Below are 24,523 nucleotides of genomic sequence, written 5' to 3'. Positions count from 1 at the left end.
CGCATCTGCGGTTTCTCTCTTATACCAAGGAACCACCATGAGAATGCTCCACACCATGCTGCGCGTCGGCAACCTCGACAAATCGTTAGCATTTTATCAAGACGTTTTAGGCATGAAACTCTTACGCAAAAAAGACTATCCCGACGGTAAATTTACTTTGGCCTTTGTGGGCTACGGCGAAGAATCCGATACCACCGTGCTTGAGCTTACCCACAACTGGGATACGGAAAGCTACGATTTAGGCAATGCCTACGGCCATATCGCCATCGAAGTGGACGACGCCTATGCCGCGTGCGATGCGGTGCGCGCCAAAGGCGGAAAAGTTGTCCGCGAAGCCGGCCCGATGAAGCACGGCACAACGGTGATTGCTTTCGTCGAAGATCCTGACGGCTACAAGATTGAGTTCATTCAAAAAAATACGGGCAGCGATTCGGTGCAATACCAATCTTAATATTTTGCGGTAACAAAAATGCCGTCCCCCATTATTGGCGGAACGGCATTTTTAATCATTAGCGGCTTCTATTTTTGGTTTTCAAAATAAACCATTTCAGGTAAATCTTTCAGCAAAGCGTCTATGTCGGCAGGCGTGAGAAAACGCCCGTGCAAATCCCATCCTACATTCAATAATCTACCCGGCACCGGTGCGGTACGGTTGTGCAGATGGCCGTAGAGGTGATACCAACCTTTGTGGCAGCCGTCCCATTCATGAATGGGATAATGAAACAGAATCAATATATTGCTGATTTCCGGCAGCTTGAGTTTCAAGTAATGCTGCGCGGACGACAGCAAAGGATTTCCGTCGTGCTTGCAAGTTGTCAAAAAATGGCGTTTGTGCCGTGCAATCAAACTATCGTGATTGCCGAAGATCAAATGATGTTTGCCGTTCAGACGGCCTAATGTGTTTTCGATTTTGCCGATATTGTGCGCAAACGATACGTCGCCTAAATTGTAAACCGTATCTTCCGGCGACACGGTGTTGTTCCATGCCTCAATCATGTATTCGTCCAATTCATCGATACAATCGGTAGCCGGACGGAACTCGGGGCAAAGTTTGGCAATGTTTTTGTGCGAAAAATGCAGGTCGGAAGTGAAGAATATTTTGCTCATGATGATGCTTCGTATAATCGGTTTTCAATTTTTTCAGACGGCCTCCATGCGTGATTACGGCTTTGATGCCTGAGGCCGTCTGAAAATCTTTCAAATGCTGTTTTTAATAAATTCTTGAATGAAGGCAATTTTATCCAGTTCACCCAAACGATTGAACACAGCTTGATGCTCCCGAATATGGTCAATCAACGGGTAATATTCTTCATCGACATGACGTTTATCCAGCTTGCGCCCGATATTGCCTTCGTTGCTGCGTCCGAAAAACTTGGAAACCAGATAATACGGCGATTTCAGCTTAAACAATAATTCCTGAGTTTCAGCATCAAACACCATAAACCCTTCATGCTCCACCGTTTTCAGGATTTCTTTCAGACGGCCAAACGTCAGTTTTTCCAGCATTTCAGGGCGTTTTATCTGCACATCGTTTTCAGCATTAAACCGATCCGCCACAGCATTTAACTCATGCTCGCTAAACTGGCGCCCGGTTCGCACATCAATCATGCCGATCAGTGTTTCGCCAAAATGCTCGTTGATAATATGAACGTCGTTTTCATCGGTGATTTCAAACAAAAAAGTGTGGTTGGGATATTGTTTGAACAGCTTTTCATACTGGGTGCAATGTTCGCGCGTCATCTTCGCAAAATCGCTATCCAGCGAACCTGTGGTGGAATAAATCACATTCCGGTCAAACGCCGTACCAAGGCTGGGATGCTGCTCGGGCAATTCCACATAAGTGCAGCAGCCAAGAAACCCGTTTACCTTCACCACCGCATCGACCAAATGGCCGTCTGAAATATCAATCGGATAACGGCTGTTTTTCCCGATACGCTCCGAATAGTTAAACACCTTTTTAAAAGGCCGCACAATAATATGGTTGTGCTCATCCATTACCAAACCGCGCATTTCCAGCAGCGCATCATCAAAGCGGTTTTCATAAAACACCTTGCGCGCATATTTAAACACCCGCAATTCCGGATACAGCTTGGCTTGCTTCACCGTAAAATTGCTGCGGCCAAACATTAGATACTCTTCAGTTACAAACGTCTGCCTATCTTCATCAAAAACAGGCCGCTGCTTACCGAAAGATTCCAATTTACCGATATTGGCTTTCACCGACTCGCTCATAGGCTGCACCGCCTCCACATGGATTTCATCGCGCAAGCGGTTATTGTTCAAGCGCACATAAGCTGCCAGCACATCGCTTTCTTTAACGTCGTGTACATTGCGATAAAAATTGTGCATACGGTAAATTTCCGTTTCAAAACCATGTTTTCGCGCAAGCTGCAACAGCTGGATGCAAGCAGACGATTTTTGATTGGTATTGGAATTCACCACCAAAATATCTGCCTGAAGATTGCTCTGGCCGGTTTTAAACGCCGACTTCATTACCGCCAAACCTTTAGCCTGCGCCTTAGCCAACGCCTCACTCGAGAAACGGTAAATGCCGTCTGAATCGGTCATTTCCATATCGTTTTCAATATGAAAAATCTGGGCATCAGGATATTCCTGCCGAAACTCGGCCATCTTTTTATCTGCAAAAGTGGATTTTCCCGAACCTTGGTGCCCGCGGATAAGAATAAATTTCTGCATAATTAAATACTGGAACTGTTGTAGATATTGCATATAAAGCAATACATGTGCCAAAAGATATTTTTCAAAAAAATATACGATATTACTCTGATTTTATAGAAAATTTTTATATTTTAAAATTTCAAAGAAACATGAGTATTTTATATTGAATAGCATTGAAGATAGTTTTTAATACTAAAAAGATAAAAATAGATACAAAGCAAAACCGGATACAAAAATAGCCGCTACACAAAATTGTGTGGCGGCTATTTTTGTATGCTCTTCAAACTTCAAGCATGTGCTTAAGCAACATACTGGAGTTTGATTGATCAGGGCTAGAACGGTAGTTCACATAAAGAAGCCACAAAATAATTTAACTTATTGAATATATTAGATTTTAAAACATAAAAATATAAAATTGTGAAATTAAGCCTAATATTACCAACGTTTTGAGCAAATACTATGTAAGTATTGACCACTAAGAGTAAAGATAGAATCTTGACACTTTTAGTGTCAGTACTTACCAACTAAAAGTTGATTGAGTCTTGGTGTATCCTATTGGTCATATCCTCTTTATGGAACAAGAAGCGAACAAGATCTCAGGCACTTTTAAACTACATGCCCTACTCTCTATATTTTCTTACGTTATCAAAACCTAATTCTCCAACCTTGGTACAAGTTATTCCTGGCAATCCTTTTTTCAGCGAAATAAGCCTCGATACAAAAATCCAAGAATCTGACATCGATTACCAGTCTATAAGCGGTTTTTACTACCACCAGATATAAACCACAATAAGTTGCTTCCACCCGACAAAACCATATTAGCTGTATTAGGAATTTTTTGAATCAAACAAAACATGTCTTATGTAAATACAATGGAATTTACTGGCGGTTTCTTCCTTTATATTTTGTACTTGAAAAAATATGGGGGGTTGTTTTAACTTCGGGACACTCAATCAGCAACTAAAAATCCTACGGCTTTAGCTGTGATATTTAAAGTTAATTTATTTCAGCTGAAAATAAAACCGCTTGAAAATTCAAATTTCAAGCGGTTTTATTCCTTAGTTTATTATCTCATTCTACAAGTTTCTTAAATACTCCGCAGCTTCCTCATGCCCTTGCTCTGCCGCCCGGTGGTACCAAAAACGGGCTTTTTCCTTGTCCATCGGGTGATAGAGGCCGTATTGATAAATTTTGCCGAGATAAAATTGAGCTTTGTCATAGCCTTGTACCGCGGATTTATTGATTAAAGCAATGGCCTTGGGGATATTCATAGGAACGTTCAAGCTGATTAGCTCAGGTGCTGAATTCATGTACATGATGCCTAAATTATATTGGGCGACACGGTCCCCGTTTTCTGCCGCCCGCTCTGTCCAATAGAGAAATTTAGCTAAATCGACAGGAACGCCTGTCCCATCCAAGTACATGATAGCTAATGTCTGTTGAGAGCCTACATGGCCTTGTTTGGCTGCTTGTTCAGTCCAATAAAGTGCTTTCCGGTAATCTTGTTTGAATGTATCGCCCTGACCGTTTAAATATAGGCCGACTAACTCCATTTGTGCATCAATATAACCTTGTCGGGCAGACTTTTCCAGCCAGTATTTGGCTTTTGGAAAGTTGGTTTCTGTACTATTTTCCTTCAAATAGATGAGGCCAACCAAATACTGATAACTCGGTTTGCCTGCTCTTGCAAATCTTTCCAAAATTTTCAGGGCTGTTTTGTAGTCTCCCTGTTGCAACGAACGAATGGCTTGATTAGCCTTTACTTCCTCCATTTGGGTTAACGGCTCGGTGTCTCTAGCCTCAACCTGAGCAGGAATCATCACGCACAATAAAATGCTAAAAATTAAAGCTTTGCTGTTCATTTTGATTGCTCCTCACTTACTTTAAGGGCGAATCCCGATATCATGATTGATGAAAAAAGTATCGGCGCAATCCGTTATCTTTGCGGCTTTTTGTCGATATTGTTTATATAGGGCATCTTTTTTCTTATCTTGTTCCTCTTTACGTTTAAAGTAATCAAGCGTATTCCCAGTATCTATAATAGTGGTGAATTTTTGACGCTGTTGCTTATACTCATTAAGTAAACTTTGACAGGTTTCCCGATTCTTTTTTACTTGAGCCAGTATAGCTTCAATTCTTTTCAATTCCTCTTCGGCTTGTTGTTCTGTAATCCGGTACCAGATTTGAGAGCCGACCCTAAAAGTTTTTCCGTCTTCGGACATCACAGCCCTTGCTTTGTTTTCAGGATACTCAAAATCACCGTTTTCCATTTTGGTTAAAACACTGCCCTGCATACCCTTTTTATCTTTGTAGATATGATTAAAGGTGTAAGTATTGTTATCGACTTTTCTAACAATCCAGACCTGATCTTTATCTTCTTCCAATTGCCAGTAACCCACAAATTTGTCATGTTTGTTTCCACAAGCCGCCAATAACAAAGCGGCCAATAATCCCAAAATTACTGATAGATAACGCATATATTCCCTTTCGATTATGATTTAAAAATGGCAACGATATCCTGCGTGTTTCTGCTGAATGACTGCCTAAAATCCCTCTGACGTTAGATAGTGATTGAGCGGCATGACTTGGCAGGATATCGGTAAAGCAGTGCTGCCGGATAATGCTTCTTCATGGTTAGATTTTCTCTATTTAAAATTGTAATTTTTCTTTTGCTGTTCGATACAGGCGTACAAACTGGCCTTATATGATGGTGTGTGCCATACTTTTTTGGTATCAGGATCAAGAGATCTGATTTCCATATCGGCCACCCGATAACTGTTTCCGTATTTTTTTAAGCGGTAGCGGACAGTAACATGTTCTGCTGAAGGTATCTTAAAAGGACGAAAATACACTTTCACCTTTCCGTCTTTCTCAACCGAATAAGTTCTTTTGACGCTGGTATCCCAATCTTGCCCCCCACCATACATTTGTGTGACCCCTTGTAGGCACAGTTCATCTAGGGTTTCACCCATCAATATCTTATCGACAAGTTTGTCATATTGGTGAGCTTTGGCATAAGCCTTTGCCAACTTGGTATCTGCATACGGCTCAACTGCATCGTGATATTTAGGTGCTTTTTGACTATTGTTGTTGTAGTCGTTGTACATTTTTGCGTTGTAGCTGTTGTATATTTTTGCTTGATGGGCATAGAGTTTCTTAACAAAACGGATTTTGTCCGCTTTGGCGTCAGCCAGAGTATGAAGCGGATACAAAAGAGGGACACACAAGATGAGAGATTGAGCTAGATTTTTCATAAAGCACCTTGTTAACTAACTGATTAATCGAAATCTTTCCCTGTATATGTGTAGACATGAACAAGCAAGGAATCCTTACTTAAGATACCTTATGATTTTTAGAAATTTTGTACCTGTAGTTGTCAACCGCTAAAGCTACATTACGGCATTGGGAATTTGGGGATCAGATAAAATTTGTCTTACGCGAATGCAACGGAATAGAACGTAATCTTTCACCTGTTCCCGAAAGAATACGGCGTTGCGTTGTAACTTCGGGATGCCAAAGCAGCAGTTAAAAACTGTAGCTTTGGCGTGATATTGAAGACTAATCTGCCTCTGACTTTTTATTTTTCACAGACATACCATCTTGAAGGGTAATCATAAATAATTTGATTACCATACAGCCTGATTTTAATTTTTTGATCCGTAAATCCTTCTATAAAACCGGCGCGCAAGTCTTCCGTGCAGATTCTTGTGCCTATTTTTTTCATTAAGACAGCATCTCTTTGTGCTTTCGCTTGAGCCTGTCTATGTCTTTCTTCTGCTTCTGCTTGGCGTTTTTGTGCCAAACGGCGTTGATAAACCGGGTCACGTAAGTTGGCAATTTCTCTTAACTGATGCCTTGCAGTTTCTTTGTAGCCCTCTTGTTGCCAACGGCTGTTATGATCATTGTTTACTGCAAGGGTGTAATATTTCTTAGCTAAATCGTAATCTCTTCTGACGATATCGCCTTGAAAATAAGCATGGCCAACCAATAATTGAGCAGTAGGATCCCCTTTGTCTGCTATCGTTTTTAACTTTTCAAAATTTTTTGGCACAGAAAGAGAACCCAGTCGCATCCTTTGAGATTCTAAATCCATGCAACCGGTTAACATCATAGACAAACAGGCCGACAGTATTAATAGCTTAGATTTCATATTTTTCTTTCCTTGTCATGGATAACTGTATATTTCATTAGAGAATTATGTGGGGATCCTACCCATCAGTTATTATTAGTTATTTAATTTTGCCACTTTTTCTCTTTCATTTTTTCGAGGGCGAAATGGTTGCGGATGGAAGCGGCTTTTTTCATCCACCATTTTGCTTTTTCGGGGTCGGGCTTGGTGCCGATGCCGTCCATCAGCTGCAAGGCGGTGTGGTACATGGCGGCCCCCAAGCCCTGTTCGGCGGCTTTTTTCAGATAGCGGTGGGCTTTGGCCGGATTGTAGTCGTAGAAATTTTTGTCCATATAGACAACGGCCAGCCAATAAGTCGCCTTGTTGTTGCCCATTTTGTCGGCACCTTTGAACAGGGCGATGGCGTCGCTGTAACGTTTGGCGCTCAAATACAGATGGCCGATGTAGTACATGGCATCGTCGTCGCCTTCGTCAGACAGGTTGTACAGGTAGTCGATGGATCTGTCCAAGCCGCCGCGGTTGAAGGCCATTAAAGCGTCCAAATAATCCTGTCCTTCCATTGCCGAAGCGGGAGCCGCCAAGGCAAAGGACAGAACTAGGGCCGCAGTCATGCGTTTGAATAACTTCATCACAACACCTCTTAGAAAAAGTGCTTCCACAACAGGTATGCACCGAAGAACAGGCCGTTGATTAACACCATCAGTACGACGGTGATGGTGCTTTCGCTCAAACCTTCGCCCGGATAGCTGTGGGCTTTGCGGGTTTCATACAGACTTTGTGTGAATTTGTCTGTATACTCCCTTATCATTCGATCGGAGAATTCTTGATACTCAAGCTTACGCAATTCATCGGATTGCTCAAGCATTCTTTCACCTGCTTCATCTTTATGCCATGCATTCATTAGGTCTAAAGAGGCATAAAGCGGATCGTCTCTAGGGTAAGGATCGGTTTCGATGGGATCGTTTCTGACGTCGGAAAAAGTATAGTCGTTGTACAGGTCAGTCATTTTTATATTCCTTTTCTTGTTGTGCCTGTTCCTTCATCATCCTTTCTTTAATCAGTTCTTTGATGAAATTGCTTTTGTCAGGAGCGGCATAACAAACTTGATATAACGTGGACAACTGACGAGCAGCAGTGTATCCACTTACCGGAGACAGCTACGGAGACAACCTTTCAAGGGTAGTGGAGATTAAGTTTGATAAGGATAGGCTTGAAAAAGAACAAAGGGATGACTATACACAAATAGCAGGAGGCCGAAATCGTTTTACTGTTTTAAAGGTCAGCAGTTACGATACCGATAAAAGCAGACCGATTACCGCACCGCTACCGGTATATGCACCTAAAGCCGAACCGAAAGGCTATTTTTGGGAAAAATGGGTACAGGATGGAAAAAACTGGGTAGATTCGATATTGATTTCAGCAGAGAATACCTACCAATCTTATAGCCGTCGTATTTCAGCTTACTCTCAGGAAGCTGAACAATATCTTCGTAAGCATGCTCCGTGGATGTTTACTGCGGGCAAATTTGTGCAAGATAAAGCCAATGCTACATGGAAATGGGTAAATGAAAAAGGGCAAGTGCTGAAAACTTGGACGCAAAAGCAATTGGATGCGGCTATGAAAGAAATACAAAAAGCCACCGACTGGACGATTGAAGAATTTAAAAAAATCGACTGGTTTCAAGTGATGGCTGTAGGTAGTGTGATTGTTCTGGTTATTGCCATCGGTGCGGCAGTAACTTTTTTTACTGCAGGTACAGGAACAGCTCCTTATGCGGCAGCGGTACAGGCATTTTTGGTTTCATTAGGTATAGGCGGCACTATGGTCGCGGCTACCCGCTGATAGCGGCCAACTGAAAATTTCAGACTGCATCAGTATTGATAAAGGATAAGATCATGACTCCACAGGAACGGAATAACCGTTTGAACGATATATTTTTTCATGGGCAAAGATGTGCTTTATACGATCAGGAGCATAAAGAATACTCGAAACTGGGGCTGGGAATAACCATTTATTTTTATGGCGGAGGCAGTAAAAAAGGCCAAGGTAAGGTATTGGAAATATTTAAACTTTATAAAGAAAAATATGGTGAATATCTAGTAGGATTATTCGGTAGTGCACAAAGTGGCAGATTTGTGAAGTTTACAGAAAAGCAGTTCTTGTCGACAGTTGAGAAATTGGATTCCTATGCGAAAAAAGATAAACGGCTGTCTTTATTTTTGGGAACCGATCGTTGGGGAGATTATGCAGATGATTATGTTTGCGAAACGCTAACCACATCGCCGACAGGAGAAAGCGAATACAATCAATTAAGCTATCTGCATTTAGTTTTTCCCCTTGATTGGTTGAAATCAGCTGAAAAGCAACAGGAGTTTGAAGATTGGGTGGTTTACCTGTGCTCTACATTCGACGTCTTCCACGGTTATGCGGGTTTGGAGTGTGTTCTTCCTTACGATTCTCAAGAATGGGAACCACATGAATATCAGGTGGCTACTCACTACTACAATGTTATGCCGAATTCAACGGCATATTCCGGCTATCGAGAGTATGCAGATGCTATTAAAAGCATTGCATGGTACACCTTGTTGGGCAAATCTATGTTTAAACGGATAGATGCCGAAGCTTGGCAGCGTTTAGTCAGCCAATATTCTGAAATAGCAATAACGGAGCGGGAAAACGGTGTCCGTATCGTCAAAATCGACGATCTTCCTGATATGGGCAACGCAGCCGAACCGTTGCTGCTTTCGTATCAGGCGTTGAATGAAGTATTGACATCTATCCGCAAAGTTGCGCCGAACCGCTTACACCACTTGCACGATGTGCCTCACTTCAATGCAGTGCAAACTTATCATTGGGCGCATCGTTGGGATAACCCGAATATGCAGGACGGTGTTTTGAACCAAGAGAAGAAAGAAGTCAAAACATATCCGATATTGGTAGAAGGTGGAGAAAATGTACGGGTGCCGTACAGCGGCATATGGCAACCTTATAATCATGACGGAGAAACAGTGCATTTGGAGAAAGGCAGCTTGTTCCCGGATGTACCCAAACCGGAAATGCTGTTGGCAGAAACTCTGTGGCGTTTAATTAGTCGTGACGACGGAGGGGAGCTTTCGGTTTCACCAGCTTTTTGATTGACGGCAAGTAGGCCGGAACCTTTGCAGAATAATAGTTTTTTTACCAAATAGCCGAAGCCTTAATACAGGATTTCGGCTATTTTCTACTTCAATGTTCCCAGCATGAACGAACATCACTCAAAAACAATAGAAAGGCCGAGACCTTTGCAAAACCCCACGCCAACAAACAGCCGGAACATTCTTCATCATGTTCCGGCTGTTTTTGCGTAAAAAGTAGACAAGCTACCCTTAAAGTCCCCTTAAAGTGCCTCATTATGAGGCACTGCCTGCCTATTCAGGCAGCAACAGGCACACCTATCCTGTTGGCCGCCTTCAACAGGTTCACACACATCGCCTTCAGGTGGCTTTGCGCCCTCACTTTGCCCAACCCGAAATAGGCTGCCCGGCCATAGCGGAATTTGCGGTGCAACGTACCAAAGCTTTGTTCCACCACATAGCGCACTTTCGCCAGCCGGCCGTTGCGGATTTTCTGCTCTTGGCTTAATGGGCAGCCACGGTGTGCTTTTTGCATGATGCCGTCTTTCAAGCCGCACGCTGCCAAATGTTGTCGGTTCTCCCGGCTGTCGTAGCCTTTATCCGCATAGACGGTGCTGCCTTCTGCGATGTCCGCCGGTAATGGCAGCAGGTGTTTGCACTCATGAGCATTGGCCGGGGTGATGTGCAGTTTCTCGATATAGCCGTCCGCATCGGTACGGGTGTGTTGTTTGTAGCCCGGATGGAAGCGGCCGTCTTTTTTGATCCACCCGGCATCCGGGTCTTTGCCGGGGGTAGTTTCGCCACAGACAACGCCTGCTTCATCCACTTCGATGGCCTGACGCTGTTTGCCGCCGGCCGTCTGAATAATGGTGGCGTCAACGATGGCGGCGGATGCTTTCTCTACTTTTAAGCCCTGGTCAGTCAGTTGGCGGTTAATCAGATCCAGCAGTTCGGCCAGGGTGTTGTCTTGGGCCAGCCAGTTGCGGAAACGGCAGAGGGTGCTGTGGTCGGGAATGCGGAAGTCGTCGAAGCGGCAGAAGAGTTGGAAATCGATGCGGGTGATGAGGCTGTATTCGAGTTCGGGGTCGGAGAGGCTGTGCCATTGACCGAGCAGGATGGCTTTGAACATGGATAACAGGGGATAGGCGGGACGGCCGCCGTTGTCGCGCACGTAGCGGGTTTTGCGGCCGGCGAGGTATTGTTCGATGGGTGCCCAGTCAAGAATACGGTCGAGTTTGATGAGGGGGAAGCGGTCGAGATGTTTTTCGATGTGGTGGAGGGCGTCGGTGTGCAAAAAGCTGCTCATGAACAAAATCCTCTAAATTCCCAGAGTTTGATGTGAGTGGGAATTTAAAGAATTTTTGAGGGTTTTGCAAAGGTCTCAGACTGCATGAAACCAAGAGTAAAGCAGGTAAATTCAAATACACAGGAAAGGAATGACTGTGGGCAATAACGAAATTAAATATAACCGCAACAAAGATAGGATAAGCATTGGGATATTAGTCCATATCTTGAAGAAGTGTCTGCCTGCTGATTTTACGGGATTTTCTATCATTGGGGTAACCTTTGGGTACGGTGTTCCTTTTTCATTTGTGTACCGTATTAGGACTAATACCGAGTTCCCGCGCTACTTTGCGGATAGAGATGCCTTGTGCGAGTTTGGCTAAGGCAAATTGGCGGAAGTCTGTTGAGTAGATCATGAGAAGATTGTAACTTAAATTAAGTAGATTCAATATAGTTATCTTTAATCACTATGGTTTGCTATGGATGGTAATTGACTTTAATTTATTTTTTTTGACCCCTTCACAGGTAGGGCTGGATGGGTTAGAATTAATTATATGAATGCAGCTGGAGATTTTAATTAATATGGATAATAATCTTACATATATTAGTCTTTTTTCATCATCAGGTGTAGGATGTTATGGCTTTAAACTAGAAAATTTTGATTGTATTGCAACAAATGAATTAATAGAAAGAAGATTAAATATACAAAAAATTAATAATAAATGTTTATTTAATAGTGGTTATATTTTAGGAGATGTTACGGCGCCTGATGTCAAGTTTTCTATATTAGAAGAAGTAGATAAATGGAATAATCTTGGAAAGGGTGTTGATGTAATTGTTGCAACTCCTCCTTGTCAAGGCATGAGTGTTGCCAACCATAAGAAAAAACCTAATGAAATTGAAAGAAATAGTTTAGTTAATGAAAGCATTTATCTTATAAAAAAGATAAAGCCTAAAATATTTATTATAGAAAATGTGTCTTCATTTTGGAAAACAGGATGTTTTTATGATGATAGAATTGTTCCAATTGGAGATATGATTATGAGTGAATTGTCCGAATTCTATAAAATAGATCATAAAATTTTTAATTTTAAAAATTATGGTTCTAACTCATCAAGAAGTCGTACTTTGGTTATCGGTGTTCGTAATGATATATTGAATTTAACTACTCCTGAAATGCTTTATCCAGAATATAGGGAAGAAAAAAAATTATTTGAAATTATTGGAAATATGATGCCCTTAAAATGGGGGCAGTACGATCCAAATGATTTTTATCATAGTTTTAGAGTTTACCCTGAAAGAATGAGAGATTGGATTTCTTCTCTAAAGCAGGGAGAAAGTGCATTTGATAATAAAGATGATTTTAAAAAACCGCATAAAATTGTTAATGGCACAGTAATTATAAATAAAGCTAAAAACTCAGATAAATATACTCGTCAAGTATATAATAAAGTTGCTCCTTGTATTCATACTAGAAATGATCAGCTAGCTAGTCAAAATACGGTTCATCCTATAGACGACCGTGTTTTTTCAATTCGAGAATTAATGATGTTAATGACAATTCCAGAATCATTTAAATGGATGGCTAAGGATCTGAATGAATTAAATAATTTATCTCATGATGAAAAGTTGAAAATTTCTAAAAAAGAGGAAATTAATATTAGACAAAGTATTGGTGAGGCAGTTCCTACAGAGATATTCAGACAGTTGGCTCGAAAAATTAACCAATTTATTAAACAAAAACTATGATTACGCATAAAGAAGCATTAGAAATTATTGAATTCAATCAGTTGCATAAATTATGTAATCTTAGGGAGTATATAAGAAAAAATAAAGTAGATTTTAGCTTTTCTGATTTGTCTTTAATAATAGAGCTATCTAATTCAAAAAGAAAAGAAAACTCAGCCTATTATACAAATGATTTTATTGTAAAAGAAATCATGAATTACTTACCATCTTTCGATGGGTTTGATGAAATCGATATTATCGAGCCTTCAGTAGGAGCTGGTAACTTTTTACCTTATTTGTTTGAGAAGTATAAAAATATCAAGACGGTTAATTTAACTGTTATTGATATTGATTCAAATGTATTAAAATTATTAAAAGAACTATATGCTGATTGCACGCCAAATAATTTTAATATCGTATTTTTACTGGGTGATTTTATGACTATGGAGTTCAGTCGAGTTAATCTTGTTATAGGTAATCCTCCATTCTCAAAGATAAGTGTTTCAAATATTGAGTTTTTTCCTGATGGTTATAGTAAAAAAAATAAAAACTTAGCAGGTTTTTTCTTAGAAAAATCTTTACGCATATCAGATTTTGTATCCTTAGTTATGCCTAAGAATATATTAAATACACCGGAATATTCTGAGACAAGAGAGAGAATTAAAAATAGATTGGAAGTTATTATTGATTTTGGAGAAAAAGGATTTAAAGGTGTTTTAATAGAAACCGTGAGTTTACTTATATCTAATAATGAATCAAATAAAGTGAGAATAATTTCTTTTCCCAAATTGATAGATATTGTCCAAGATAAAAAATATATTTTTGATATGAATTTACCATATTGGGTTATCTATAGAAATGAAAAATTTGATTTGGTTTATAGTCAAATGAAATTTGATGTGTTTGATGTTTTTAGAGATAGACAACTTACAAATGCAAATACAAAGTTATATAAGGCAGATATGTTTGATATAAGAGTTTTAAAATCAAGAAATATAACTGATGATGGTAATATCATTGATTTAGATGGTTATGACGCATTTATTAATGAGAAAAAACTATGTGCTTACAAGGTAAGTAATTATCTTAATAGTGAAAATGTATATTTAACACCTAATATGACATACAATCCAAGAGTAATGAAAAAACCCAAAGGCTGCATTGTAAATGGTTCTGTTGCAGTTTTAATTCCTAAATTTCAGTTTACGCTTAATAAGACACAAATGGACTTTTTTTCAACATCAGAATATAGAGAATTTTATAGAGTTGCAAGAAATTATCAGACAAGATCTTTAAATATTGACACCTCTAGTTGTTATTGGTTTGGCATATATAAGGACAAAAAATAAAATCACCTTGCGGTTTTAATGAATGGTTAGAATGATTTTTATAAAAAGGGGGCTGTCCTAGATATCTAGGACAGCCCCCTTTTTATAATTCAAGATTAAGAAAGTTAGGCTATATTTGGTTTAATATAATAGTAATTTTGTAAGTTAATACTTAAAAAAAGTAGTGGAAATGGTATTTTTGTGGGTTTCATTTGCACTTAATAATTTAATTTTAATTTATACTTAAATTAACCCCTTCCTCAAAGTCGGATATATAATCAGGGTCAATTTTGCTTCTTATTGTTGAAATATCTTGTTTATTTCCTACTTTAAAACCTAATAATATAAGTTCTTGGAAGAAAGCATTGCAATTTAAACGAGAGTCAATATTTCCTATTCCAGAGGTTACATTGATTCCACGTGGCTTAAAATATTTTCTGACGAAATCACTGGTAAATTGTATTCTACCTTCATTACCCCAAGCTCCTTGCTCAGAATTATTTTCAAAAACAAGTTTAACATCTTCAGGATGGCTTGCTAAATATCCTATAAATTTGTAATAGTCGCCACATGAACAATTTATTTGATTATTTCTTCCAAAGTTTTTTTTCATAATTATCTCCTTTTGTTAGGTTGCTTCAATTCAGATGTTCGTACATTTACACAGGGTTCAGGGTATGTCACTCCAAATGGGGAAGTTTTTGTAATTTTGTAATTTTCTAATATTTTTGGGGTTTCAATAACTCCAATTAGATACCATTCTTTCCCAATCGGATTCCAACCTTGAGCTTTAGCTGGCCTTAAAAATGCACCAAAAATAACCCAGTCATAATTATGTAGATTGTTTTCAAATTGATATTTATGAATTAGTCTTCTTCCATAAGGTTCATCATCGCAAATTTCTTTGTTAAGTATTCTATATAAAATTTTTTTTGTTGGTATAGTTTCCGTTTTTACATCTATTTTATATTTTTTAGAAAGGTTTGATTTATCTTTTAGAATTAGATCATATTTATCAGCATATCTGTAATCTTTTCGAATGTGAGATTTCCAATCTTCGCCAAAATAAACAGCACAAGCAAACTCACCTAAAAAACCAATAACTTGCCTATCCTGTTCAGATAGATAACCCAAAGTAAAATGTGGACGTAAATTAGGAGATCTTTTTTTTACTTCATTTACAGCAGCATTAAACATTTCTTGTGTTATTTTAATAGATGCATTATACATTTCGATATAAAATTAATAATTAAGAGTTCAATTCTTAATTGGAATTCTCACGAATGGAAAAGTTTTTTAATTATCGCATTATAGAAAAAATAAGCCAAGAGCGATAATATTAAGTGAAAGTGTTATGGCGAGCATTAGTGTGAGATTAGTCGAAAAATGTTTGAAAGTGAGGGGAGGAAGAATGGAATCACAGTGCAGTGACTAAAATGACCAATTTGAGCTCTTACAATGAAAGAGCTACTTTGCCACAGACTGTCTGAAATAATGTGTGGAAGATGGCAGTAAAGTTCAATTTCTATTCATGATAATTTGTTCGAATTATCTGAACTAGCTAGATAAATTAAGAATTAGTGACGGCACACTATAAACCTCCCCACTTTGCTCGATCCGGTACATATCTCCCACCTGAGTGATACTGCTTCTACTCTCTAATGCACATTTGTGAAAATAAGGCATAGCCATTTTGAGCCATATCCGCTGTTTAAAGGTACTGGGTTTTTCTCGGCATTTAATCATGTACGCGATGAGTTTGCGTTCCATAGCGGCTTTCTGTCGGCCTGGCTGCTGCCTTTTATTCACCACTGCTATCGCTTTTAGGTTCAGACCATACTCTTTATTTAAATGGTTGAGAAAGCCGGTAATACGATTATTAACATTATGCTCTTCCAGAAGGAGGAATTTCTTTATCAAAAGACCGTAATATTAGAACTGTTTCCGTATTGGAAGGCAGCTCTGCATTTACAGGAACTTTTTGATCAATACTCGCCATCTGTATCCCCTTCTGCCGTATATGGAAGGCGATTTGCTGCCAACGGCGTAACCATTGTTCTTCTTTCCTCTTGTAGGCTTCTAATTCCGCTCTGAGACGATTTACTTCTACCTGAAGCCCTTCTACCTCCTTAGTTGCCTGCTCTTTGGTTTTTACTAGACCGCCTGACAGTGCTCGTTTGGCGTTATCGTAAGCGGCTTTAATTTCAGGCTTAGCCTGAAGCGACTGACGGCTAAAACCAAAACGTTCTTCCAAGACAGCCCAGGTTAATTTTGATCCAAGCTCGCCCAAAGCCCAACGGTCTAAGTCGGTAACAATTGTATTAATGTCACTATCGGACATGTGTCTAAAACGCTTAACCATGCTCTACCTCATTTAAATATTGCTCGGGATCAAAGTTTTCCACCCCGTTGTCGGCCAATTGTGCAGCCAACGTTTTGAGCTTTTTATCATTATGTAACAACCAGTCCCTGCTCTTTTTAGGCTTGTTAGTGTCCAGCTGTTTTTCTGCATTTTTGCGAGCTAATACAGTAAGGGCATACTGACGCTTCTGCTCATCCAGACGCATCTTATCATCTTTAATCCACACATAGTCTTTGCAATCTGCCGAACATTGCAAATGGCGCTCGCAGGGTGTTTGAGAAAATTGTGAATGCAAATACCCGTACCCACATCGTGTACGGCTTGAACTCGTGCTTTGAGAATGGCATCCTGTATTTCTACTGGAACCACTTTGATTTGCTCCGCTAACTGCCCCCCAGCTAAACCTTTCTTGATGTCTTCTCTGAGCATTAATACACGTTTTTCCCGAGAAGTATGCTGATAAGCTTTGGTATCTCTAGGGTTAGTTCGGCCAAACCATTCGGTTTGCAGTAGATCACTTAGTCCACCTTCATCCAACAGGGTGTTGAGCGTGTGACGAAAGTGATGACTGGTAAAATCTACCTGAATACTGCTAGAAGCATATTCCGCAGTAAGCGCAGGAAAATAGCGGAGAAATGTGGTGAACATGGACTGGCTACAACTTATGGCTAGCCAGTGAGCATAGCTCCCACTGGAAAGTCCTAATGGCCGAATGAATAAAAGATCTTTTAGATAGTATTCTTTTCCAAATTGATCTGTGTGAATAGCCAAGAGAGATGCTTCCGAGAAATCACGAAAACAATATTTAGTTAACCCATTTTTGTCTGTATAAAGAATAGGGTTTGCAGGCTTAATTCCCTGTTTAGTTAATGCGTTGTAATCTGGCCTTGCGAGAGCTTTCTTTCTGAGCCATCCGTTTATACTCAAAATAGTATGACTGATCCCTAATTGAGCTAGATCCGCCGCGTATAATCTTTTATCTTCCGGTATTGTGGCCAAAAACCTCAGATCTGGTCCCTTAAATTTGTGCATTTCTTCTGCTGTTGAACGCGCTCGTACCGTCATTTCTGCCAACTCAATAAGTACATCATTGACAATGGGAGTCACTTCTGACGGCAAATACAGCTTACGTTTTGGTGTAAAAACGTTACCTCGGCTTGCTTTTCTCGGAAAATATTCGATATAGCTATTACCGTCATCATCGAAAGACAATTGCTGATTGGGTAATAGTGAAATCTCACTAAATCGTCTTCCTGTACAAGCCAGCAAAGTCAACATCAAAACATAAAATCTGTATTTATGCTTTTTCGGAACATTCAAATAGAGTTCACCGATAACTCGGAATACAGCTGGTTCAACAAGTTTGTCCGATTTCGTCTCTAGAACTTTGGGGTCATCCAACCTTTTATGATTGAGTCCCCCTGTGTTTGCTGGCCTATTCATCTTGGCATATTTGTACTGCAACAAACTCTTACATAAGCCATTGGCATCGCAGTGCGCAGCGAACTCTGCAACATGCTTATGTAGATTGTAGGCAGTGGTGCTACTGTAATGTGCAGAGATTAATCCACACGCATTATCTAGAGCCTCCGGTGTTAGCCTAGCCAAATTCTGCCCAATTTGTTTAGCAGCAAATGAGACATATCCTAACGCAGCAATAAAATTGCGATTATTTGGCGTTGATTGATATTTTCTGTGGTATCTAAGAATAAACAATGCTTTTGTAACTAACTCCCAACAACCATCTAATGGTTCAGAACCCAGCTTTGGGGAAAGAGAGAAAGTAAATGATGCTGTTTTAGAATTTTTACCTGTAAGTCTAACCAGACGACCAGTATTGATTTGCCACACAGAGTTATCCCAGTCAATAGACTCAAATCCTTCCAAGCTCATTAGTTTTGCTTTATTAACTAAAGCATGAAGATTTGTTCTCCTATCATATTCAAACCTATCAATGAAAGGGATTACCTTGGCTTTGCGATTAGAACGAGCATCAGACATTACCCTCCTCCTTTACTCACAAAGTTTAGCCACTTGTACAACCGCTGAGATTACCTCATCAAGTTGTATTCCTAATCGCGTATTCTCGTACTTTTTTAAACGCTCTTCACGACCTGCCAACAAACATGTCAAAACATGTTCATGATCAGCATGGCGATAGGGTTGGAACTTGGGACACAAATAACATGAGTAAGGTGGATCAAGGTAACAAACACTGGATTCGCCGCACACACCAATATCAGACTGTTCAGCGGGATTTTGCTCATCAACAAATATTAAATGCTTATCATGTCGCTCACCATTGACTGCATCTTTATCACTATCGATCAATGTCCCTTTAAAGAAATTGAGGTACTTCGAGAACTCCTTCGCCGTCGCCTTGTCGAGGTGCTCAACTATTTTGCCAGCCATCTCAAAATAAACGTTCACATGCTGGGTGTCGGTATGGTCCAGTATTCTGGCCAGCTCTCGCTTACTGATTCCTTCGGCAGCCAAACCTGTTGCCAAGGTGTAACGCAACCGCCTTGGTGTGACATATAACAATTTACCAGTAAGTGGGGAAATAATATTATGACGCTTTACAAACGCGCTGAGTAAACGTGATATGTCATTGCTTGTCAGGTTAAATACGTTATCTATATCTTTGGATAAAATGGCTGCTTTATTTCCATCCCTATTAATGAGCAATGGTCGTTCTTCTGGCTTTACAAAAACTCTATCAGCAAAATTCAACGGCACAAACTTACTGACCTCCATCAACTTTTCAATCAAAACTCCAAAATGTGGGTCAAGATATTCATCCAAAAGATCATCTCGTGGATTAACAAATCGCTTTTTAATTCTTGGCATACGAATAATGTAGCAAGGATCCTTATCCCCTGGTGCCAACCGTTCAAAATCAGACTCTCGTAGAAATGTTAGGTTAGCTGGATTACGTCCAAATGCAATAGAAAGAGCAACTACAACCCTTTGCTGTAAATGCTCTAATGACTGGCCCTCATCCGATTTAAGTGCATTTATTAAGAGGGGTAACTCAAGAGATTTATGCAAAGGACCACTTTCGGGATCCTCCATCCGCACAGCTTCGCCTTTAGGGTTACCTGGCAACTCTAAAGATTCAAGCTCTTGAGCATAAATTCCAGAAAATCCACATTCCGGGTTGTTGTCCGCACTCCAAATATACCACTGAATCGGCCTATACATTGCCCATAATCTTTTTCGTGAACGGGCGCGACTAATAGCTGATTCAAATAAACTTATTAAATATGACTCTGTATAAACTTTATCTAACGGACCCTCCCAATGTCTCAGCACCTCTCTCCAAACATCCTGATACACTGCGTGACCTGCATGGGTAGATATTCGCTTAAGTCGGTCAATAACATGGTTTTTGAGTGCTTCTCTTATGTCTAGATTAATTATCTTTTTAAAATCCAGAGTTGAATGATCTCTTACAGAATATGGCAACCTCCAAATATCACCAGATATATCAACTTCCTTTCCTTCTCGAGTAATTAATTTCTCTATCTCAGGCTCAAATTGCCTGGCAGTCTGTGCTTTCAATAATCTTGTGTTCACTAAGGCTACCTCTCTGACATGATTTCTGCTTGATATCGCTTTAATGAATTAATTGCCTGATCCTCAACTTCTTGTGCTATATAAGTATCTTGTGACTCCAAACTACTATCACCACGCAACAAGGCCAGCGCTTCTCTTCTACGCTGCTCCTCCATTCCTGAAGCTCTTAATACTCTCTCAAGCCTGGATGAAAATGTATGCCTGAGAGACTTAGCAGTTAAGTTTTTGGGCAGATGCTCAGCATATCGCAATCGCAGCAACTGGAAAAATTGGGTAATTGAGGATTGCGACAAAGGAGCCCCATCATCACTTAAAATTAAATAGTCTGATCCATTGTGTTTTTTACTTTCAAGCACTTCACGCCAAGTAACAATGTACTCGTTTAATGCAAAAACAAACTGTCTATTCACAATTGGAATGCACCTACCATTACGTTTTATTTGAGGTCTAGGTCGCCTTACATCTAGCAAGTCCGCTGGTCTACGCTCAACATTTATCGCCGAAATCGCGCCAATTTGGACATCTTCTACTCTGAGACTAAGCAGTTCGCCTGGCCTTAAACCACAAAATAGCATCAATCCAACAGATATATAGTTTCTGAACTTTACCGCTAAATCTTGCCCAAATCCCTCCACTGCATCAGGGCGTAATACGGCAAGTAGGAAATCAACTTCTGCCTCATCTAACCCTTTACGTAGACTTGTTTTTTTCGGTGTAGTAGACATAAAGCTACTATCAAGTGTATTTAGCAAAAATAATTTTCTCTCTCTTAAACGCTCGTAGTCCAAGGAAGACAATGGCAACTGACTTATGTGTACATCCATGCACCAACTGATAAATTGTCGGATAGTTGTTAATCGTTGATTGAAGGTATTAGGCGCTACTGCACTTATATGCCCATTGACTTGATCAATTCTTAGTGCTTCGACCAAACTACCTTTTAATTCTGCTTCTTTGAATGAATTTTGAGCCAGCAATTTAGCAGATAAATCATAATTTGATTTAGCCAACCAACGATAGAAAACAGACAACTCTCTCAAATTCCGAACTAATGTATTGGTACTAAGAGAGCGTCTAGTAAGGATAAACTCATTAGGCAAGACAACTGGCATATCAGAAGAATCCAGCATTATTGGTATTTGTTCCCCCGTTTTGTGTGTAACTAGATTTATTTTCATCGGTTCATTTCGCAATACTTATTGACAAAATTATAATAACTCAAAAACTTTATATTTACAATATTTTTATTATGCGATTTTATAAAATAACAAATCTATATAAAAAGAAAAAGCCTTTTGAACGTTTACACATTCAAAAGGCTTTATTTTCAATAAATTTTCATAAAAACAATAAGTTATATATAAAAAATAAATAATAACTTAACAATAATTACTTTATGTCATTCAAAACGGAATATCGTCGTCGATATCATCCACAGGCGCAGCCGGCGCAACGGGAGTTTGACGGCGCGGTGCGGCGGGCGGTGCGCTTGGCGCTTCTTGTTGGTAAGCAGGAGGCGCACTTTGGTAGTTTTGTTGCGGCGCAGATTGCTGGTAACCTCCTTGTCCGCCGTCGTATTCGGCAGAGCCTCCACTGCGCGAACCCAGCATCTTCATTTCGCTGGCGATGATGTCGTAAGCGGTACGCTCGATGCCGTCTTTACCTGTGTATTTGCGGCTTTGGATGCGGCCTTCGATATATACCGAGCTGCCTTTGCGCAGGTATTGGCCGGCAACTTCTGCCAAGCGGCGGTAAAGCGTGATGTTGTGCCATTCGGTGCGTTCTTGGCGTTGGCCGCTGTTGCGGTCGTTCCAAACTTCGCTGGTGGCAATGCTGAAATTACACACCGCTTCGCCGTTGGGCATATAGCGCACTTCGGGATCCCGTCCCAAATTACCGATTAAGATCACTTTATTCAATGATGACATTTTCTACTCCTGAACTGATGGCTTCAGCGGCTTTGGGGTCGAAACCTTTTTGCAACGCTTTAATGTAAACGGTTTTTTTGTCCTGACTAAACTGTATTTCTTCTACTGCCTGCAAATTTTTCAATGCCGCGTAAAGGTCTTTTTCCCTGCCTTGCCATGTTTCGCCTACTGTAAAACCCATGTTTTTTACCGGGCGGGGTGCAGGCGCAGTAGCGGCAATCAACAACCATATCAGCGTTAGAGCACTGCAAAATATAAAAACACCCGGAAAACCGTAATGTTTCAACAAATAGCCGCCGCAAGCACTGCCGACCACCAAACCGACGGATTGCAAAGTGTTATATACGCCCATTGCCGTGCCTTTGAGGTCGGACGGTGCGATTTTAGACACCATGGAAGGCAGGCTCGCTTCCAATATATTGAAGCCGATGAAATAAACAATCATACAGATTGTAATCACGGCGATTGAGTTCAAACTGAACATCAAAGCCATTTGAGCGGCAATCACGCATAAAATTCCGCCGATAAACACTTGTTTCAATTTATTGCGCGTTTCACCGATGATAATCAGAGGCACCATCGCAATCAAACCGATTACCGTAGCGGGAAGATACACTTTCCAATGGCGGTTGTCGGCCAAGCCTAAATCCGCCAATGCAAAAGGCAATGAGGTAAACAAAGCCATCAAAGCGGCATGTAAGGCAAATATACCGAAATCCAAACGCAGCAACTGTTTGTTTTTCAATACTTCTCCCAAGCGGGAAGGCAAAGCTTGGGTATCCTCGTGCAAACGCGATTCTTTGGGATCGGGCGTTATCCACGCTACCACGCCGATACTGATTAAGGTGAGCACGCCCATCATCGCAAACAGCCCCGGCACGCCAAGCCACCCCACCAATACCGGCGACAATACCAAGCTGACGGAAAAAGTAAGGCCGATGGTCAAACCAATCATCGACATGGCGCGGGTACGCACCTCATCGCGGGTTAAATCGGCAACCAATGCCGTTACCGCCGCACTAACGGCTCCGGCTCCCTGCACGATTCGGGCGGCAACCAACATACCCCAGCTTTCGGCAAAGGCAGCCATAAAACAGCCTATAGCAAAGACTACCAATCCGGCGTAAATCACTTTTTTGCGGCCGAACTTATCCGAGGCCAAGCCCAAAGGAATTTGCAGCAGCGCTTGCGTCAAACCGTATGCACCGATGGCCAAGCCGACCATTTGTTTGTCGCCGTTTACGCCTTCGAGCGAAGCGGTATATAAAGCCAACACGGGCAAAACCAAAAACATGCCCAGCATGCGCAGTGCGTACACGCTGGCTAAAGATGTACTGGCGCGCCATTCTTCAGGAAACATCTGTGTGCGGTTGTTTCTTGCCATAATATTTTTGCCCGACCGAGAAGGAAGTACGGTCAATTGAAATGATAAAAATGCAAGCGATTATACACGATTTGACTTGCGTTTAAGACGGCATCCAATGTTCATATCATGTTGCCGGAGTTCAAACACTTAAAACACTTATTAGAGCTGTTTGATACTTGGAGGGCTTTGTTTACGCAACTCGCACAGCTCACTTTCAGACGGCCTTGAGCTTTTCAAGCCCGCCTAAGCTTATCTATGAGGCCGTCTGAAAAAGTACCTTAACCGTTCCATTGCCAGCGGTTGCGCCATGCACCAAGCACGGCGTTCGGATATTTATTGCTGCCTAAGCTGCCGTTGAAACGCGCCAAAGCACGAACCAAGTTGCCGCGTTCTACATTATTGTAATGGCGCAATATAGTGCAGCCGTAACGCAGATTGGTGCGGATATCAAACAGATTGTGGGAAGGTTGGCCGATATAGTTTTTCCAAAACGGCATCACCTGCATCAAACCACGCGCGCCCACATTACTGATGGCGTATTGTCTGAACGCGCTCTCTACTTCGATCAATCCCAAAACCACTTGCGTATTCAAACCGGCGCGGCTGGATTCATATTGAATGTTAATCAGCAAACGGCGGCGCTCGGCCTCATCGGGAACATAACGGCTCAAGCGTTGCGACATCTCGTTCAGCCAACGCTCGCCTTCTTCCGGCCGGTCAAATACCAAGCGGGCGGGATTCACGTTATTGACCGAACTGCGCATCACGGATGCCACATCATCCGACAGCGTTTCTTCCCGTTGTGCGCCGGCCAAAAGCAATCGCGGAAAACATAAAAGCGCACCGCCGCCGACCAACAAAAGCCGCCGTTCGGGCGATGCGGGTAAATGAGTCAATGTGTTACGTTTCATACTAATGTGTGTGATTTTTTATTGCTTTTACATTCAAACATTGGGCTTCATTTAGATAAGAAGCCTTGGATATTTTCAGACGGCCTCTTCAATCTTTCAGGCGGTCTGAAAATATG

At 40.9% G+C, this 24,523-nt stretch carries 25 protein-coding genes; 5 read left to right on the top strand and 20 right to left on the bottom strand.

What is annotated here, in order from left to right; all coding sequences use genetic code 11:
* Positions 1-37: 37 nt before the first annotated feature.
* Positions 38-451 carry a lactoylglutathione lyase gene (gloA, locus tag CKV66_RS06810; protein ID WP_085362666.1) on the top strand — a complete coding sequence of 138 codons (414 nt, stop codon included), beginning with the start codon at positions 38-40 and terminating at the stop codon, positions 449-451.
* A 68-nt stretch (positions 452-519) separates the two neighbouring features.
* Here gloA and CKV66_RS06805 read toward each other — a convergent pair whose 3' ends face one another.
* The 8 genes from CKV66_RS06805 to CKV66_RS06770 form a co-directional block, all read right to left on the bottom strand.
* Entirely contained in the window at positions 520-1,107 is a 588-nt protein-coding gene (locus CKV66_RS06805) for a phosphoesterase (RefSeq protein ID WP_231990462.1), read from the bottom strand.
* 90 nt (positions 1,108-1,197) lie between these two features.
* Positions 1,198-2,697, bottom strand: a complete 1,500-nt coding sequence (locus CKV66_RS06800; RefSeq protein ID WP_085362667.1) for an RNA ligase — start codon at positions 2,695-2,697, stop codon at positions 1,198-1,200.
* Between the two features lie 1,058 nt (positions 2,698-3,755).
* Positions 3,756-4,541 carry a tetratricopeptide repeat protein gene (locus tag CKV66_RS06795; RefSeq protein WP_085362668.1) on the bottom strand — a complete coding sequence of 262 codons (786 nt, stop codon included), beginning with the start codon at positions 4,539-4,541 and terminating at the stop codon, positions 3,756-3,758.
* A gap of 21 nt (positions 4,542-4,562) precedes the next feature.
* Positions 4,563-5,156: a hypothetical protein gene (locus CKV66_RS06790; protein WP_085362669.1), complete on the bottom strand. Its 594-nt coding sequence runs from the start codon at positions 5,154-5,156 to the stop codon at positions 4,563-4,565.
* 168 nt (positions 5,157-5,324) lie between these two features.
* On the bottom strand, positions 5,325-5,933 hold the full coding sequence (locus CKV66_RS06785; RefSeq protein ID WP_085362670.1) for a hypothetical protein: 609 nt from the start codon (positions 5,931-5,933) through the stop codon (positions 5,325-5,327).
* A 323-nt stretch (positions 5,934-6,256) separates the two neighbouring features.
* Positions 6,257-6,829: an SEL1-like repeat protein gene (locus tag CKV66_RS06780; RefSeq protein WP_085362671.1), complete on the bottom strand. Its 573-nt coding sequence runs from the start codon at positions 6,827-6,829 to the stop codon at positions 6,257-6,259.
* Between the two features lie 83 nt (positions 6,830-6,912).
* The gene (locus CKV66_RS06775; RefSeq protein ID WP_085362672.1) at positions 6,913-7,437 is read right to left on the bottom strand and encodes a tetratricopeptide repeat protein; all 525 of its coding nucleotides are present in this window, start codon (positions 7,435-7,437) and stop codon (positions 6,913-6,915) included.
* Positions 7,438-7,448: 11 nt separating this feature from the next.
* Positions 7,449-7,814, bottom strand: coding sequence for a hypothetical protein (locus CKV66_RS06770; RefSeq protein ID WP_085362673.1), 366 nt, complete (start codon positions 7,812-7,814; stop codon positions 7,449-7,451).
* A gap of 128 nt (positions 7,815-7,942) precedes the next feature.
* On the opposite strand from CKV66_RS06770, the gene CKV66_RS12195 reads away from it, so the two are divergent.
* Entirely contained in the window at positions 7,943-8,650 is a 708-nt protein-coding gene (locus CKV66_RS12195) for a VRR-NUC domain-containing protein (RefSeq protein WP_143773781.1), read from the top strand.
* A gap of 53 nt (positions 8,651-8,703) precedes the next feature.
* A complete protein-coding gene (locus CKV66_RS06760) occupies positions 8,704-9,942 on the top strand; it encodes a type VI immunity family protein (RefSeq protein ID WP_085362675.1) in 1,239 nt (412 codons plus the stop codon).
* Positions 9,943-10,219: 277 nt separating this feature from the next.
* Here the strand turns inward: CKV66_RS06760 and CKV66_RS06755 are convergent, their stop codons facing one another.
* Both CKV66_RS06755 and CKV66_RS06750 read right to left on the bottom strand, forming a co-directional pair.
* Complete coding sequence (locus tag CKV66_RS06755) at positions 10,220-11,227, bottom strand: IS5 family transposase (RefSeq protein ID WP_085362676.1); 1,008 nt, start codon at positions 11,225-11,227, stop codon at positions 10,220-10,222.
* A 280-nt stretch (positions 11,228-11,507) separates the two neighbouring features.
* Entirely contained in the window at positions 11,508-11,621 is a 114-nt protein-coding gene (locus CKV66_RS06750) for a helix-turn-helix domain-containing protein (protein ID WP_143773782.1), read from the bottom strand.
* A 166-nt stretch (positions 11,622-11,787) separates the two neighbouring features.
* On the opposite strand from CKV66_RS06750, the gene CKV66_RS12355 reads away from it, so the two are divergent.
* Positions 11,788-12,954: a DNA cytosine methyltransferase gene (locus tag CKV66_RS12355; protein WP_197697446.1), complete on the top strand. Its 1,167-nt coding sequence runs from the start codon at positions 11,788-11,790 to the stop codon at positions 12,952-12,954.
* Positions 12,951-14,282, top strand: a complete 1,332-nt coding sequence (locus CKV66_RS12350) for a DNA methyltransferase family protein (RefSeq protein ID WP_197697445.1) — start codon at positions 12,951-12,953, stop codon at positions 14,280-14,282. Before CKV66_RS12355 ends, CKV66_RS12350 begins: the two co-directional genes overlap by 4 nt.
* A gap of 211 nt (positions 14,283-14,493) precedes the next feature.
* Here the strand turns inward: CKV66_RS12350 and CKV66_RS06740 are convergent, their stop codons facing one another.
* From CKV66_RS06740 to CKV66_RS06695, 10 genes are all read right to left on the bottom strand, one after another.
* Positions 14,494-14,874 carry a hypothetical protein gene (locus tag CKV66_RS06740; RefSeq protein ID WP_085363743.1) on the bottom strand — a complete coding sequence of 127 codons (381 nt, stop codon included), beginning with the start codon at positions 14,872-14,874 and terminating at the stop codon, positions 14,494-14,496.
* A gap of 2 nt (positions 14,875-14,876) precedes the next feature.
* On the bottom strand, positions 14,877-15,458 hold the full coding sequence (locus CKV66_RS06735) for a hypothetical protein (RefSeq protein ID WP_143773805.1): 582 nt from the start codon (positions 15,456-15,458) through the stop codon (positions 14,877-14,879).
* 688 nt (positions 15,459-16,146) lie between these two features.
* A complete protein-coding gene (locus tag CKV66_RS06725; RefSeq protein WP_054617414.1) occupies positions 16,147-16,623 on the bottom strand; it encodes a hypothetical protein in 477 nt (158 codons plus the stop codon).
* Complete coding sequence (locus CKV66_RS12345; protein WP_197697444.1) at positions 16,616-16,828, bottom strand: hypothetical protein; 213 nt, start codon at positions 16,826-16,828, stop codon at positions 16,616-16,618. Before CKV66_RS12345 ends, CKV66_RS06725 begins: the two co-directional genes overlap by 8 nt.
* Positions 16,783-18,624, bottom strand: a complete 1,842-nt coding sequence (locus CKV66_RS06720; RefSeq protein ID WP_197697443.1) for a hypothetical protein — start codon at positions 18,622-18,624, stop codon at positions 16,783-16,785. Before CKV66_RS06720 ends, CKV66_RS12345 begins: the two co-directional genes overlap by 46 nt.
* Before the next feature lie 12 nt (positions 18,625-18,636).
* The gene (locus CKV66_RS06715; protein WP_085363746.1) at positions 18,637-20,202 is read right to left on the bottom strand and encodes a tyrosine-type recombinase/integrase; all 1,566 of its coding nucleotides are present in this window, start codon (positions 20,200-20,202) and stop codon (positions 18,637-18,639) included.
* A 5-nt stretch (positions 20,203-20,207) separates the two neighbouring features.
* Positions 20,208-21,380 carry a tyrosine-type recombinase/integrase gene (locus CKV66_RS06710; protein ID WP_085363747.1) on the bottom strand — a complete coding sequence of 391 codons (1,173 nt, stop codon included), beginning with the start codon at positions 21,378-21,380 and terminating at the stop codon, positions 20,208-20,210.
* A gap of 225 nt (positions 21,381-21,605) precedes the next feature.
* Positions 21,606-22,130 carry a single-stranded DNA-binding protein gene (locus CKV66_RS06705; RefSeq protein WP_085363748.1) on the bottom strand — a complete coding sequence of 175 codons (525 nt, stop codon included), beginning with the start codon at positions 22,128-22,130 and terminating at the stop codon, positions 21,606-21,608.
* Positions 22,114-23,514 carry an MFS transporter gene (locus CKV66_RS06700; protein WP_085363749.1) on the bottom strand — a complete coding sequence of 467 codons (1,401 nt, stop codon included), beginning with the start codon at positions 23,512-23,514 and terminating at the stop codon, positions 22,114-22,116. Before CKV66_RS06700 ends, CKV66_RS06705 begins: the two co-directional genes overlap by 17 nt.
* A gap of 260 nt (positions 23,515-23,774) precedes the next feature.
* Complete coding sequence (locus CKV66_RS06695) at positions 23,775-24,407, bottom strand: lytic transglycosylase domain-containing protein (protein WP_085363750.1); 633 nt, start codon at positions 24,405-24,407, stop codon at positions 23,775-23,777.
* Positions 24,408-24,523 lie beyond the last annotated feature (116 nt).

Origin of the sequence: Neisseria zoodegmatis (assembly GCF_900187305.1) — a bacterium.
Classification (GTDB): domain Bacteria; phylum Pseudomonadota; class Gammaproteobacteria; order Burkholderiales; family Neisseriaceae; genus Neisseria; species Neisseria zoodegmatis.
The sequence above is the reverse complement of the archived record's forward strand: the minus strand, read 5'-3'. Positions and strand labels throughout refer to the sequence as shown.